The 14,870-nt window shown below is 38.4% G+C and carries 13 protein-coding genes; 4 read left to right on the top strand and 9 right to left on the bottom strand.

Features of this window, described 5'->3' with window-relative positions:
• Positions 1-77 precede the first annotated feature (77 nt).
• The 3 genes from mtnN to CPS_RS21315 are packed head-to-tail and all read left to right on the top strand — an operon-like array spanning position 78 to position 2,507.
• Complete coding sequence (gene mtnN, locus CPS_RS21325) at positions 78-809, top strand: 5'-methylthioadenosine/S-adenosylhomocysteine nucleosidase (protein ID WP_011045468.1); 732 nt, start codon at positions 78-80, stop codon at positions 807-809.
• 45 nt (positions 810-854) lie between these two features.
• Positions 855-1,820: a cobalamin biosynthesis protein CobD/CbiB gene (locus CPS_RS21320; protein WP_011045467.1), complete on the top strand. Its 966-nt coding sequence runs from the start codon at positions 855-857 to the stop codon at positions 1,818-1,820.
• Positions 1,821-1,847: 27 nt separating this feature from the next.
• Complete coding sequence (locus CPS_RS21315; RefSeq protein WP_011045466.1) at positions 1,848-2,507, top strand: trimeric intracellular cation channel family protein; 660 nt, start codon at positions 1,848-1,850, stop codon at positions 2,505-2,507.
• Positions 2,508-2,834: 327 nt separating this feature from the next.
• Here the strand turns inward: CPS_RS21315 and CPS_RS21310 are convergent, their stop codons facing one another.
• From CPS_RS21310 to CPS_RS21300, 3 genes are all read right to left on the bottom strand, one after another.
• Positions 2,835-3,461, bottom strand: a complete 627-nt coding sequence (locus tag CPS_RS21310) for a lysophospholipid acyltransferase family protein (protein WP_232769283.1) — start codon at positions 3,459-3,461, stop codon at positions 2,835-2,837.
• Between the two features lie 52 nt (positions 3,462-3,513).
• Positions 3,514-3,837, bottom strand: a complete 324-nt coding sequence (locus CPS_RS21305; RefSeq protein WP_011045464.1) for a ribonuclease E inhibitor RraB — start codon at positions 3,835-3,837, stop codon at positions 3,514-3,516.
• A gap of 97 nt (positions 3,838-3,934) precedes the next feature.
• Positions 3,935-4,420, bottom strand: a complete 486-nt coding sequence (locus CPS_RS21300; protein ID WP_238383569.1) for a DUF4136 domain-containing protein — start codon at positions 4,418-4,420, stop codon at positions 3,935-3,937.
• 491 nt (positions 4,421-4,911) lie between these two features.
• Here CPS_RS21300 and CPS_RS21295 point away from each other — a divergent pair, with 491 nt between their 5' ends.
• Positions 4,912-5,802, top strand: a complete 891-nt coding sequence (locus tag CPS_RS21295) for a TraB/GumN family protein (RefSeq protein ID WP_011045462.1) — start codon at positions 4,912-4,914, stop codon at positions 5,800-5,802.
• Between the two features lie 44 nt (positions 5,803-5,846).
• On the opposite strand, the gene CPS_RS21290 is transcribed toward CPS_RS21295, so the two are convergent.
• The 6 genes from CPS_RS21290 to nosR form a co-directional block, all read right to left on the bottom strand.
• A complete protein-coding gene (locus CPS_RS21290) occupies positions 5,847-6,350 on the bottom strand; it encodes a nitrous oxide reductase accessory protein NosL (protein ID WP_011045461.1) in 504 nt (167 codons plus the stop codon).
• Positions 6,350-7,168, bottom strand: coding sequence for an ABC transporter permease (locus CPS_RS21285; protein WP_011045460.1), 819 nt, complete (start codon positions 7,166-7,168; stop codon positions 6,350-6,352). Before CPS_RS21285 ends, CPS_RS21290 begins: the two co-directional genes overlap by 1 nt.
• Positions 7,168-8,082, bottom strand: coding sequence for an ABC transporter ATP-binding protein (locus CPS_RS21280; protein WP_011045459.1), 915 nt, complete (start codon positions 8,080-8,082; stop codon positions 7,168-7,170). Before CPS_RS21280 ends, CPS_RS21285 begins: the two co-directional genes overlap by 1 nt.
• Positions 8,083-8,086: 4 nt before the next feature.
• Complete coding sequence (locus CPS_RS21275) at positions 8,087-9,490, bottom strand: nitrous oxide reductase family maturation protein NosD (protein ID WP_011045458.1); 1,404 nt, start codon at positions 9,488-9,490, stop codon at positions 8,087-8,089.
• A 977-nt stretch (positions 9,491-10,467) separates the two neighbouring features.
• Complete coding sequence (gene nosZ / locus CPS_RS21270) at positions 10,468-12,369, bottom strand: TAT-dependent nitrous-oxide reductase (protein WP_041737171.1); 1,902 nt, start codon at positions 12,367-12,369, stop codon at positions 10,468-10,470.
• Positions 12,370-12,429: 60 nt separating this feature from the next.
• Positions 12,430-14,619 carry a transcriptional regulator NosR gene (nosR, locus tag CPS_RS21265; RefSeq protein ID WP_101157828.1) on the bottom strand — a complete coding sequence of 730 codons (2,190 nt, stop codon included), beginning with the start codon at positions 14,617-14,619 and terminating at the stop codon, positions 12,430-12,432.
• Positions 14,620-14,870 lie beyond the last annotated feature (251 nt).

Genomic DNA, 14,870 nt, shown 5'->3' with positions numbered 1-14,870 from the left:
CAAATTGCCATAGTGAAATGAAATGAGCAGTTATTATTTACACATTTTAATTATATTAAACACAGTTAGGAATGATCATGAAAGCAGGAATTATTGGCGCAATGGAGCCAGAAGTTGCCATTTTAAAAGAAAAATTAACCGATGCTAAAAGCACAGAACATGCAGGTTACACTTTTCACCAAGGCCAATTAGACGGTAGTGATGTCGTTATTGTTCAATCAGGGATTGGTAAAGTTGCGGCGGCGCTAGCAACAGCAATATTAATTGACCGTTTTCAAGTAGATTACGTTGTTAATACTGGCTCTGCTGGTGGTTTTGATGCGAGCTTAAAAGTAGGTGATATTGTGGTGAGCTCAGAAGTTCGCTATCACGATGTTGATTTGACTGCCTTTGGTTACGAAATTGGCCAATTACCAGCCAATCCTGCGGCGTTTATGCCACATGATGATTTAGTGGCAGCAGCAAAAAAAGGCATTGAACAATTAAGCCAAACAGCTGGGGAAAACATTAAAGCGGTAACAGGGTTGATCACTACAGGAGACACTTTCATGACTAAAGAAGAAGATGTCGCCAAAGCACGTGCTAACTTCCCCACTATGGCAGCAGTTGAAATGGAAGGTGCTGCAATAGCCCAAGCGTGTTTGCAGCTTAAAACACCTTTTGTTGTTATTCGCTCACTTTCTGATATTGCTGGTAAAGAATCACCGCATACCTTTGAAGAGTATTTAGAAACAGCGGCGGTTAACTCATCGCAACTAGTACTGAATATGTTAGGACAACTTAAAGGTAAAGTACTTAGCGCAGCCTAAGCACTTTACTTAAACTAGAAGCTGGCAATTGAAAAGGGATAATTAATGAAAGTACTCACCGAGTTAGCACCTTTTACTTACCATGTGTTAATTCTCATGGTAGTGCTGATCATTAAGTCCTTAGTTAGTCATTTCATTGCCCATGAGCCACTACGTTTTTTCCAATTTTATTGCTTACAGTTAGGTAATAAGGTTAATAACAGTAAAAATGGTACTCAACATCAAACCATCGCTGGTTTATTAGCGCTGTTAGTCACTTTGGTACCGATAGTTATTATTTTATGGCTCTTTGCTGACTTTATTGCGGTTGATTACCTATGGCAAGGGTTATTACTTTATCTTGCCCTAGGCAGCCTTAATCTAGGGCAGGTAAACATAGGTATTGCGCAAGCTTTAGTTGCTAAAAAAAACTATCTGGCAAAGCAAACTCTCAAGCCATTACTCTTGCGAGAAACAGATCAACTCTCATCAGTGGGTTTAAGTAAAGCAGCTATTGAAATGCACTTGCTTCGCAGTTTGCAGCAAATTTATGTGGTTAGCTTCCTCTTTATTATCGTTGGTCCGTTAGCGGCTCTGAGCTACCGACTAATGTTAGAAATGCATTATTGTTGGAATACTAAATTAGGGCGATATAAGCACTTTGGCTTTTACAGTCAGCTGTTTATCCAGCTTATCCAATGGTTGCCTAGCCGGTTAATGGCGTTATTGATATTACTAAGTACTGTAGGGCAGGGCAGTTTATTATTTTGGCGCTTAACACGAGGCCACTTATTTAAACTCAATAATAATTTTTTTATAGCGGTACATGCTTTTTCGCTTACCGTGAGACTCGGCGGAGTCGCTATGTATCAAGGCGAAAAGTTACGTAAGGCGGCCTTTAATGATCTTGGCAAACAGCCAGAGCCACGCGATATTATTAACGCAAGCCGAAAAGTTAATTTCACTATCTATAGCAGTTTATTTTTACTCGTGCTGTCAGCACTATGCTGGCAGTTAGTCACGTCAAGCTAATCTCCCTTTAGTTAATTTGGTATTTACATGAACGACTTTTTATTTTATTTAGATATTTTTGGCGTCATTGTTTTTGCCTTATCAGGGGCGCTTATGGCTGGGCGTTATCAACTTGATCCTTTTGGTGTTGTGGTGTTGGCTTCAGTTACTGCTGTGGGTGGCGGTACCATTCGAGATGTTATTTTACAAACGCCCGTCTTTTGGGTGGAAAAACCCTACTACCTCTATGTTATTTTAGCGACTGCAATACTCACCATAGTGCTTATTAGACAACCAAAACGGATCCCTAAGCGTTTCTTGCTCATTGCTGATGCACTAGGTTTAGCTTTGTTTGCGGTTTTAGGCACGCAAAAAGCATTATATTTGGGCGCACCAATTCCGGTGGCTGTGGTATTAGGTACTATTACGGGGATTGCCGGCGGAATGATTCGAGATGTTTTATGTAATGTAATCCCGATGATTTTACGTGAAGAGATTTATGCGCTGGCGGCCATGTTAGGTGGTAGTTTATTTATTATATTGCATGGATTAAATTGGAATGATACCAATGCGATGATTGTGTCAATCTCTGCAGCATTGGCTCTACGCCTAGCCGCTATCTATTGGCATGTTTCATTACCGGCCTTTCATATTGTTGAAAAGCCAAAAAAAGAAAAAGGCACAACTAAGATCATAGAGAAAAAATAAAATTACTGTCTAACGGGTTATTTAAGAATAAAGTAAAAAAAACAATACTTTTAATTCGAAATTTGGGCGTGTGATGTGAGAACTAGTAGTGGCTGTTTTTCAATTTCTTCCCTCAAGACCAATAGCTAGCTATTGGTCAATCAAACGCCATGAGTATGACGGTAAATAAGAGAGATTTTTTCATTGGGAAGCACCAAGCTAGGTATAACAACTCGTTGTTGTAACGAGTTAAAAAGGTGCCGATATTTTATCAGTTACAAACAATTACCCAGTGTGCCATATTGCCGCAATTAGCGGGTCTGATAGCTCATTAGCCAGTGCTGTAAGCTATCGGCTAAACGTTTTGTTCATTTGTTGTTGTATCTCTTCGTACCAATTATCAGTAATGCTGACTGCAGGTAAAGCTTCTATCTCTATGGTACCTGAAGTCGCTGATTTATCAGACTCGTTATAAACATCTAAGATGTTCTTAATAACAACGGGTTGAGCTTTAAGTTTAAGCTTTTCAACCAGTAATTTTGCACCTGCTTCAAAAGGTTCAATTTGTCCTGATTGTGAGCGTGTTCCTTCAGGAAAGATGATAACCTTTTTACCTTTGCAAATTTTTACGTCTTTTAATAATTTGATGATGGCACGGCTGTCTTTTTGATCGACGGTAATATGACCAACCCTATCGACAATTCGAGAAACAGGCCATTTATCCATAATACCTGTTCTACCGATAAAACGCGTATCCAAGCCTACGACCTCTTCAAGAGAGAAGATATCAAACATGCTTTGATGATTAACAATTAAAATATCGGTATCGTCATCAATTATGCCGGTAAGGTTTACCCGAGCACCAACACTACGCACAATTCTAACAACAAAAAATTGGCGAAAACGATTGAACATCGCCCCATGGCGCTTACACAGAGAGAGTGCAACAGACTCGGCCGCTATGAAGACATACATAGAGTATTTTTTTAGATAAAAGCTAAACATGAGTATTATTCAGAAGCGGTAATTAAGCTTCAATCCCCCAGCCATCGGTGTAACCAGCAAACTGGGTAACGATTTTATCAAAAGCTTCTTCTTGTTTAACAATAGCTTCATGTGATGGTGTCATAACAACGGTACAATCTACATCCCAAACATTAGGTGTTTCATCTGGGTGTAAGTCGCATTTTACTTCGGGCAAATGTTCGTTTAAATGTTGAACCATAGCCTGTGCTTGGCTTTCTTTCTCAAACAAATGAAAAAATACCACATGATGTGATTGGCTCAAGTCTATACCTGCTTGGTGCATTTCGGCTAATACTTGGCCTGTTTCGTCATCTGGGTAGTTCATATATGGGTAAGATTCTTATGTTATTGAATGGAGCATTATAAATCGGTAAAAGCGGCTTGAATAGAGCTTGGGATAAATAAATATTTTTGTGTCATTTTTATTTTCCAGGATACTGAGTCAGCATAACATCAACCGCTTCCATTGTTTTTTCATTTTGTATGGTGCTGTTATCTTTTGGCTTGAAATCTAGCGGATATATACTGCGCCACACAGAACGATTACGTTTAGGATCGACTAAATCAATAATCAAACCGCCCGGATAAATAGACCAATCATCGTTGTCTTGTTGCCAAGTATTGGCTTTTAAACAGTGTGGGCAAAATAGCACGATTTTATTATAATCTTGGTAATCTTGACGTGTCCCCTTAACTAGGTGATAGGTCACTATCATATCTGCACTTTCAAGGTCACTGTAAACAAAATCTTGTGCATTGAGGCTCTTTTCTATTGCTATTTCAATACGATTTCGCTGTGCATGGCTCAGGCTTTGACTATCAAAAAACTTTGAATCACTCGGGTAAAAGCTATAGGTTTTTACTTGAGAAAAATCAAAACTAGTGTGATAGGTCACAGGGTTGTTCATCGAGCTACAACTAGATAAATTTAATACAAGTAGGTAGAGTAACAGTAATTTTATCGGCAATGTTAATACCATAAGTTAGCCAACACAGAGTAAAGAATGCGTTAGAAGTAAAATGCTAGCCTAACAACTGGCTTAAGGTTTGAACAGGGAAACCGACAATATTTTATACCCGTTACCATTCAAATGCAGGATTTCAGTGGGAATTAAAGTGACTTTAGCCAAGGAGAATAATTTAAGCATAGTCATTCTATGGTTTGATTATTTAACGCTGTATAAAGTCATTTTAAACCCATCGAAGAAGCGCTTGAGCAATATCTCTTCATCGTTGCTGTGATTTACAATGGAAAAACCATTATTTCATCACAGCGCCTTGAATTGAAATAGCTCAAGCACTCTGAAACATGCATCTTGATTGGTAACGGGTATAGCCTGATTACAGCGCTTTTTAACCTTGAGCTGCATTATTTTACAGAAAAGAATAAGGATATTTAATGATTAAAAGTACTTATAAGCATCTATTTATTGGTGCATCCCTTCTTGCAATGAGTTTTGTTTCTTTAACCGCGCAAGCACAATCATCTGTTTGGAAAGTCAGTAAAGGCAATGACTATATTTTTATCGGGGGGACAGTGCACATTTTACCACCGTCAGAATTTCCACTACCCAAAGAATTTAATGAGGCTTATAAACAAAGCGATAGCATAGTATTAGAAGCTAACTTATCCGATGCCAGTAATGCTGATTTTCAACTGAAAATGATGCAACAAATGACTTATAGCAATGGCAAAACTATTAGCAGCTTTTTATCAACGAAAACGCAAAAAGAACTCAGTCAGTATGTTTCTTCTTTAGGTGTCGATCTAGCTATGTTTGAGCACTTTAAACCTGGGTTTTTGGTCACTATGCTGGCGTTATTAGAAGCGCAAAAAGCACAGTTATCAGGAGAAGGTGTTGATATCTTCTACAGCAAACAAGCAACTAGAGATAATAAAGAGATAGCCTATTTAGAGAGCGCTGAGTTTCAAATGAATATGATTGCTAATATGGGTATTGGCGATGAAGATCGTTTCATCAAGTCAAACCTTGAGCAAATGACAGACTTTAAAGCGATGTTTTTAGGCTTACTTAAAGCCTGGCGAGCAGGTGATGAACAGCAGCTTAATACGTTAGCTATTCTTCCAATGAAGGATGATCCTAAAACATTTAAAAAATTACTAACCGATAGAAACCACACTTGGATATCACATATTGATCGCATGTTTTCTGACAATGGTAAAAGCACAGGTAAAGAATTTGTTTTAGTAGGTGTTGCACATTTAGCGGGTGATAAAAGTGTCTTAGCGTTATTGAAAACTAAAGGGTATCGCGTAGAAAAGCTTTAATGTCATTGAACCCCATTTATAATGGGGTTCTCTTTAATGACTCTCTACCAAAGACTATCTTGATTCACGTCTTTAAAGCTAAGTACTTTACCGCCAAACTCATCAGCAAACGCTTGAGCATCTGTTTGTAAACTAAAACTCGCTAGTGTTTTCCCCATAGCTCCTGTTTTTTCAGAGCCAGTTACATACCAAGCAGTTTTAGCATCAATAAAATATTTATCATCAATACTGTCACTGCCCCAAGGCATTTTACTCATATCATGTACCAGTATTTGACTGACATTACGTGTATTTTCTGGGTCTAAATAATAGCTAAACATATCGCGGGTAGAGCAGAACTTAAAGACTTTATCACCTTGCTCTTTTCGGAAAACTTCGCCTTTAGGGCCATCAAAATTGGTGATAAGCATGCCACATAAATGGCATTCATCGCTGCTTTCCATGGCAACAGCTTTATGAATTACGGCTTGTTTTGCTGAATTATCTGAACAAGCAGATATGACAATTAAACAAAAAAGTGCACCGAGCGTTTTAAAAATAGCAGACATTACAGTTTTTTCCTTTTGAAGATAAATATGGCAATGCTCAAGGGTAATGCAACCCAAGCAAATAAAGCGGTGAACAACTGTCCTTGTGAGAGGCTGGCATTAATGGCAACAGCAAGAGCGCCGTTAACATCACTACTATCAAGGCCTGAAAGGTTTACCAAACGGAAAATATCCGCAGGATTAAGCATCATCAATTGCGTTAAACCGGCTTGGGTAATACCTTCTTCAACGCCAACAAGTAAAGCTAATAACGCTAAATCAAAGGCAAGCGCAAACAAGAACCAAGTGATTAAAGCAAAACCAGCGGCTTTAGATTTTTCACTTACCGATAAACTAATTAAATAAGAAATTGCAGTAAAACTTAAGCCTAATAAAATCGCACTAACAATAAATACTGAGAAGCTTGTTAATACTTGGATGTCACCGAGTTGGAAATACAGTAATACCGCCGATGAGCCAAAACCAAGCAAGGTCGCTAGGGCGATAATGCTGCCTTGGCCAATAAACTTACCGAGTAATAATTGGCTTTTACTTAATGGGTAGGTCAATAGTAACAACAAGGTACCGCTTTCTTGTTCACCGACAAAGCTATCGTAGCTGAGCAGCAAGGCAATAAGTGGAATAAGAAAAACAGCTAAACTGGCTAGACTGGCAACCGTTGTTGAAAGTGAAGCTACGCCAACAGCACCTGAGGCTGCTGCGCCAAAGTAAGTTAAGCCTATAGACAGTAGAGCAAAAATGAGTGTGATTGAGATTAACCAACGATTTCTTAAACCATCGTGAAACTCTTTATTGGCAACGGTTAATACTTGTCTCATTATTTTTTCTCTCCACTTTCATGTTTCAACAAGAAGTGCTGATAAACTTGCTCTAAATTTGCAGTATCTACCTGTAAATCATCTAAGCCTTCATGACTGAGTAGCTGCTTTAACACCTTCATTTTTTCTTGTTCAGGTACCAATAAAGTATTTGGACAGCTGGCAGTTAAAAAACCTTTTAGTTTGCTGTCATTGGCCACGGTTCCATTAAGTCCAAAGGGTTTAATAGTAACAGGTAAAGCAGCTTGTTGGCGCAATTGGGCTAACGTACCCATAGCTAGTAATTCACCAGTCGATAAAATCATCGCCCGATCAATATGTTGCTCAACACCTGGCAAAACATGAGAACATAGAATGACACTAGAGCCGTTTGACTTTAATTGATCCACTGTTTTATAAAAATCGCGGGTAGCAATGGGATCTAAACCAACGGTTGGCTCATCAAGCAATAATAACTTTGGTTCACCGATAAATGCTTGTGCTAGACCTAAACGTTGACGCATACCCTTGGAGTACGTCTTTACTTGTCTTTTCATCGCATGGGTAATACCCACTTGCTCAAGTAAATCAATAGCTTGTTTTTTGTTGAAACCTTTTAATTTTGCAAAATAAGTTAATACTTCTAAGCCGGTAAGCTGTTCATAAAAGCTCACGTTTTCAGGTAAGTAACCAACTTTACTGCGGCAATGCCACGCTTCTTTTGAATCAGGTGCCATGCCCATGACTTCAACCGTACCGCGACTTGGAGAAATAACCCCTAGGATGAGTTTCATCATTGTAGTTTTACCGGCGCCGTTATGGCCAAATAAACCCAGAACCTCACCTTGGTTCAAGTGCATTGTCACTGACTTTAAAGCATCGAGTTGCTGGTAGCTTATACCTGCATCGGTGAGTGATACTAGTGGAGTACTCATAAAATTATTCCTTCAAGCTTGCGCTAGTGGTGTTTGCTGACTGCGCAGAATTACTTTTTGTAAAGGTAGAGGTTGTAACAGCAAGTGGTGTAGCGGCTTGCTCGTTTTTTGTTAAACTTGGGGCGCTCATTAATGGGAAGCTGTCTTTAACGCCAGGAGGTTTAAGTACCGGAAATTGTCTTTGAACCCAGCGCAAAATTAAAATTGCAGGGCTGTCCATAATCATTTTCATTTCTGGATATTGCCAGACGAGTTTATCTATACCGTCGTTCGGTTCAAAAATAGTATCGCCGATGCCATCATTTCCCATATCCCAGCCTAAATAATTACTCCAGTAATTACCTCGACCATCTTTGCTCCATTCTTGTTTTTTATTGGAAACATATTTAACTTGGGTGGGGTTATTGATAAAGCTATTACCGAAGATTTTGATGTTTTCCGAGCCTGCAGTAAGGTGGATGCCTATTTCAGCGGTATCAATAATATTGTGTTTTACCGTATTGTAGCCAGAGTTATAAACAAATAAACCTTTACCATCGCGGCCAAGCACTTTGTTTTCAGGCTTTGTCCAAACGTTTTTAACATAGTTATGACTAAAAGTAGATTGGGTAATAAAATTCAGTAAAAAACCATAATCTTCGCTGTTGGTTGTTTTATTGCCGGTAATAGTTAATCGACGTGAACTCATTAGGGCGTAACCTGCACGAGTATCATAAGCGGTATTATTTTTTACTGTATTATCATAAGAATACATATAATGAATACCGTAGCGTAAATGGTGCATGGTATTTTGTTCAATTATATTATTTTGACTGGAAATAACATAAACACCGTCACGGGTTTCACTAACCTCGTTAAGAAAAACATGACTATTAGTGACATTGGCAACTTGAATACCGTTCCCTCTGTCAGCTGAACGTAATGTTAAATTTCCTTTAACGCGGTTATGGCTAATAATCGCTTTGTCAGCCTGATTAAGCCAGATGCCAAAACCGTCCCCGATTAAAATGTTATTTCTAATGGTTAAGCTAGGCACTTTGTTGTTGTCTATTTTACCGTGAGAATAGATACCAGAATTTTGGTCAGTTAAGTCATGACCCCAGTTGGTTATGGTTAGGTTTTCTATGGTGATCTGTGAATTTTTCAGCCATAAACCATGACCTTTACCTTGAGAGTCTATAATGGCTTCGCCTTTGTTATTGCTACGAAGTGTTACTTGATTGGAGATAATGAAATTACCGAAATAACTCCCAGGTCCTAATGTAATAACATCGCCATTTTGGCTATTATTAAGAGCTTGTTGTAAATCATCAGCAGGTGATAATTGAATTTCTTGCGCACTTACTTGTTGAGCATAAAAACTGCTGATGATGAACAAGATGGCAAGTGATTTTTTAAAGAGTAGCAAAACAATTATTCTATAAAGGGGTAACTAAATGCAGCATAGCATTATTCGATGAAAATCAGTTGATCTCGATTAAATAAGTTTCATTTATAGGCTCTTATAGGGAATAAAATTATAAAAAACCTTGCAATAGCGTGGGTAATTGTATTTATCTGTATATAGGCACGATATATCGCTTATTTATAAGGTTTAGAGCTTCAACTGTCAAGTATCGGCAAATAGATGCCAATGGTTTTTCATGTTTATTTGTATTACACCAAGATAAGTCAGTTTCCTATTACAGAGCCCACAAAAATCCCAACACTTTTCAGTGTTAGACTTTTGAATTTGTTATTAACTGTTTGTTAAATTAAAGCCTAAGCTTCAACGAACATACGGCCACGCATTTCCATGCTTGTCGTATATTAACTGCATGACAGAACTAGTTTCCTGTTATTAAGATCAAAAAAAAGCCTGACACTTTTCAGTGTCAGGCTTTTGAATTCTTAATTAACTGCTTGTTAAGTTTAAGCTTATGCTTCAACGAACATGCGGCCACGCATTTCCATGCTTGTTGTATATTAACTGCATGACAGAACCAGTTTCCTGTTATTAAGATCACAAAAAAGCCTGACACTTTGCAGTGTCAGGCTTTTGAATCTGTAATTAACTGCTTGTTAAATTAAAGCTTAAGCTTCAACGAACATGCGGCCACGCATTTCCATGCTTGTCGTATATTAACTGCATGACAGAACCAGTTTCCTGTTATTAAGATCACAAAAAAGCCTGACACTTTTCAGTGTCAGGCTTTTGAATTTTTAATTAACTGCTTGTTAAGTTAAAGCTTATGCTTCAACGAACATGCGGCCACGCATTTCCATGCTTGTCGTATATTAACTGCATGACAGAACCAGTTTCCTGTTATTAAGATCACAAAAAAGCCTGACACTTTTCAGTGTCAGGCTTATGAATTCTTAATTAACTGCTTGTTAAGTTAAAGCTTATGCTTCAACGAACATGCGGCCACGCATTTCCATGTGTAGTGCATGACAGAACCAGTTACAGTAATACCATTGTACGCCAGGTTTGTTGGCAGTGAAGGTAATAGAAGAAGTCTGTTGAGGACCAATTTCCATTTGTACGCCGTGGTTAGTCATACAGAAACCATGAGTAACATCTTCTACTTGGTCAAGGTTAGTTATGATTACCGTAACTTCATCACCTAGTTTTACAGTAAATTCACTCATACCATAAGTTGGTGCAACAGAAGTCATATATACACGTACTTTTTTGCCATCGCGAATAACTTTATTGTCACTCATCGGATCAACACCATCACGCTTCGCGATTGCTAATGTTTCTGCAAACGTTGGCTCATCACGAGTATAAACTTTCTTAGGCTTAACTTTACTACGGTGTACCATAATACAGTCATGCGGTTCAGCAAATGTTGGGCCATCATGAACAAGCTTCATTACATCACCAGAAATATCAATTAATTGATCATTTTCTGGTTTAAGTGGTCCAGTAGGTAAGAATCTATCTTTAGAGAACTTACATAAAACAACTAACCATTTACCATCAGCATCACGTGATTCACCTTGTGTTGTATGGTTATGGCCTGGTTGATAATGCACATCTAGTTTTTGACGGATGTAGTTAACTTTTTCGCCTTTGTACGCTTTAATAGCATCTTCAACATTCCATTTAGCAATTTGGCTATCTAGGAATAAGGTAGTGTAAGCATTACCACGGCCATCAAAAGCGGTATGTAAAGGACCTAAACCTAACTCTGGCTCTGCTACTACAGTGTCACGAGGTTTAATTTTGTTAGCAAATAAATCATCCAATTTAGCAATAGAAATTACTGTTACTGTTGGTGATAATTTACCATTTGCCATGAAGTATTTACCTTCTGGCGAAGTATTCAAACCATGAGGTGATTTTGGTACTGGAATATAACGTGTTAATTCAGAGCCTTTACGGCCATCTAATACTGGTACATCATTACCGTTGTAAGTTTTGAATTTACCGGCTTTAAGTGCTGCTTCACAAGCCGCTAAGCTGAATATAACAACGTGGTCACGCTCAGCAGAAATCATTTCGCCTAAGTTCATACCCATTTCTGAGTTGTAACAGGTAGATGCGAAGTATTTTCCATCAAAATCAGCATCAGTATTATCTAAGTTACCGTCAACCATTACTTGGAAAGCCATTTCCATGGTTTCTGCGTCAATTACGTTGTATAACGAACGGTAAGTGCTGACATCTCTCATGCCGTCTTTACCATCGTTATTCATTGGAATTTCAAATTCACCATTACAAACAACATATTTAGTATATGGTGCTTTTTGTACACGTAATCCGTGAACTGCTTGTACGTTTGGTACCGTAAGCATTTTGTCACACTTCATGATGTCACAACGAATACGTGCTACACGAGAGTTAGCTTTATCGTTAATGAAAACATATTTACCGTTGTAACTACCATCGGTCATACTCATATGAGGATGATGTGAGTCACCCATCATGATATCGGCGCTGTCGCCTTTAACACGTTTAGATTCTTCAGTTAAACCCCAGCCTGTTGCTGAGTCAGTATTAAATACTGGAATACGCATTAACTCACGCATTGATGGGATACCCATAATACGTACTTCACCAGAATGACCACCTGACCAGAAGCCATAATACTCATCTAATTCACCTGGATGAACCACTGGGCTCATTGCCAATTCTTTTCTTTGTGCTTGCGCAGTAGAGGCAAACATAGCTGCTGTCATTGGCGCTGCTACAACACCTGCACCAATTAGGGCACTTTTACCAAAAAACTTACGACGTTCTTCGCTTTCCAATGTAACTTCATTGGAGTCATTCGTTAAATTTAACTCTTCTTTACTCATTGGTATTCTCCACTTTACTTAAAATGTAATTAAATTTGTTATTTAGCTCGCTTGATCCAATTAAGCTACTTCGGTTATTTCTATTTCTGTTTCTTTAAACTTTGCTTTTTTTCTTGCTATTTTTTTCAATGGTGGACATTTTTCTTCATTAAAATAAGTCACTTGGCAATCAAGACAGTAATGGCACTCACGCATATTGATAACACCATCTGGATCTATTGCTTGAATCTCACATTCTTTAGCACATGTTTTACAAGGCTGACCACATTCAGGACGACGACGTAACCAGCTGAATAAACGAATGCTATTACTGGTTGATAATGCTGCGCCTAACGGGCACAAGTAACGACAGAAGAACTTGCGGTTAAAAATATTAATAATGAGTAGGATAGATGCATATAATACAAACGGCCATTCACGATCAAATTTTAGTAGGAAAGTTGTTTTAAATGGTTCTATTTCAGCGAATTGCTCTGCCAGTGATAATGACTCCATCGACAAGCCAAACAACGCTAATAAAATTAGATATTTGATGGCCCATAAACGCTCATGTACAGCCCAAGGTAATTCAAATTGTGGAATTTTGATGTGGCGGGCAAAAATATTCATTAATTCTTGTAACGCGCCAAACGGGCATAACCAGCCACAGTAGACCGCACGGCCCCACAAAATCATGGTGACTGCTGCTGCGCCCCAAAGAATGAAAATCACCGGGTCAAGTAAGAACAAGTCCCAAGAAAAATCAGACATAAAGGCTTGTAAGAAGGTAAATACGTTCACTACAGAGAGTTGTCCGCCCCAAGACCAACCAATAAATACTACCGTAACAATTAAGAATAAGTGACGGAAGTTATGCATAAATGTTGGATGACGAACAAGGATGTCTTGGAAGAACAAACTCATCACAACAATAATAAGCAAGATAATGAGTACAATGACTTCAGCTTCTTTTTCTTTCCATACTTGCTGCGCTAGCGTTAATTCTGGCTCAGGCATAATGACAGCTGGGCGATCTAAATATTTGTCTAAGGTATGATAATCAGCTTTAAAACTTGTGAATATGCTTTCTAGAGGACCGGTTTGACGACGAACTAATAACTCCAGTTGCCAATCAGAAGCGGGGTTAAATTTGTGGTGGTCACGAATAATAAAGACTGAACGTTCAGTGAATTGTGGCGCTCCTTCAATATAAATATCGGGTACACGACTATGATCTAAATCCCTAAAGGCAAATGCATCGCCATTTTGTAATATTTGAAGACGATCAAAAATAGCACCACGAACATAACCTGAACCTTTAAATGAGTAACCTGTACCCATTAAAATAAGTGCGTGTTCACCGGGTTTTAATGACGACATAATATAGTCATATTCACTATCGCCTAATAAGTTACGACCAACCGTAGGAATGTTTAATTGTGCAAAATAAACCTCGGCAAACATATCTTGTTTTTGTTCGCTACTCGCTTCTTCAACATGTTCAGCGTCAGTACCTACAAAAGCTTCATCAACCGTTTTTCTATTGAGGTATAACTTACGAATAGAGCCATCACCTGTGAGGGTAGTCCAATCTGACTTGGCAAAAACGTCAGGGTAAATGGTTCCCATCGGTTGAATTACTTCTTGGCTAGCACTAATAATACCTAGCGCACGAGCAACCTTTGTTGCTGATTTTACAATACCAACATTCATCACCATTACCGTAACGGTTGCGCCGGAAAGGCCATCGATATGAATAACGTTGTCGGTTTTGTTACCGCCAACTTTTAGGCGGTCACTCACATGTAAACCGTCATATTGTTTGGTGAAATTATGTAATTTACTCTCAGGAATACCCGCTAATATGATCGGTTCATGATGCTCTAATACTTTAGCGCCTAAATAAACGCCTTTAGGATCAATAGCCACTAACATATTGACTGGTTCGCCTGAATAGGCAGGAATTTTAGCTATGTCGTTAGTTTCAAAGGCGTAACCTAAAATTTCTTCGCCTTCAGTTCCTTGTTTGTATACGGTCCAAACTAAGGGCCCACCTTCGTTAGTGGTTTGTTTTTCACTAATTTTAGTTTGCTCGGCAAAGATCTCCTTAATTAACGGCATAGGATCTTTAGGAGGGCTTACGAAAAGGGCTTGTGCGGGCATGATGACACATAAAAATAGAACCAACACTTGGGTAAGCGCTGTTCTCAATGTAGAGACTGTTTGCTGGGGAAAACGCATAAAGACGTTAAAAAATTTATTTACTAACATGACATCGCCAAGGTGTTGTGTTCATACAGTATGGTATAAAAACAACCAACTGCGACAATATGTCACAGTTTACGCTTTCGCCTTAAAGCCGTTATGATGTAGATCAAGCTATGTAAATAAATGTACTGTGGTTTGAACTCCTTAAATCCCTATATAAATTATGGGTATATGTATCGATATGAAGGTAAATAGCTTAATAGAAAACTATGACTTTACTTCAATTGAACAAGTCTTCTAATGGTAACTAAAGC

It is taken from the genome of Colwellia psychrerythraea 34H, assembly GCF_000012325.1.
In the GTDB taxonomy this organism is placed as follows: domain Bacteria; phylum Pseudomonadota; class Gammaproteobacteria; order Enterobacterales; family Alteromonadaceae; genus Colwellia; species Colwellia psychrerythraea_A.
Note: the sequence above shows the minus strand (reverse complement) of the source record. Positions and strands in the feature narration are given on the sequence as shown.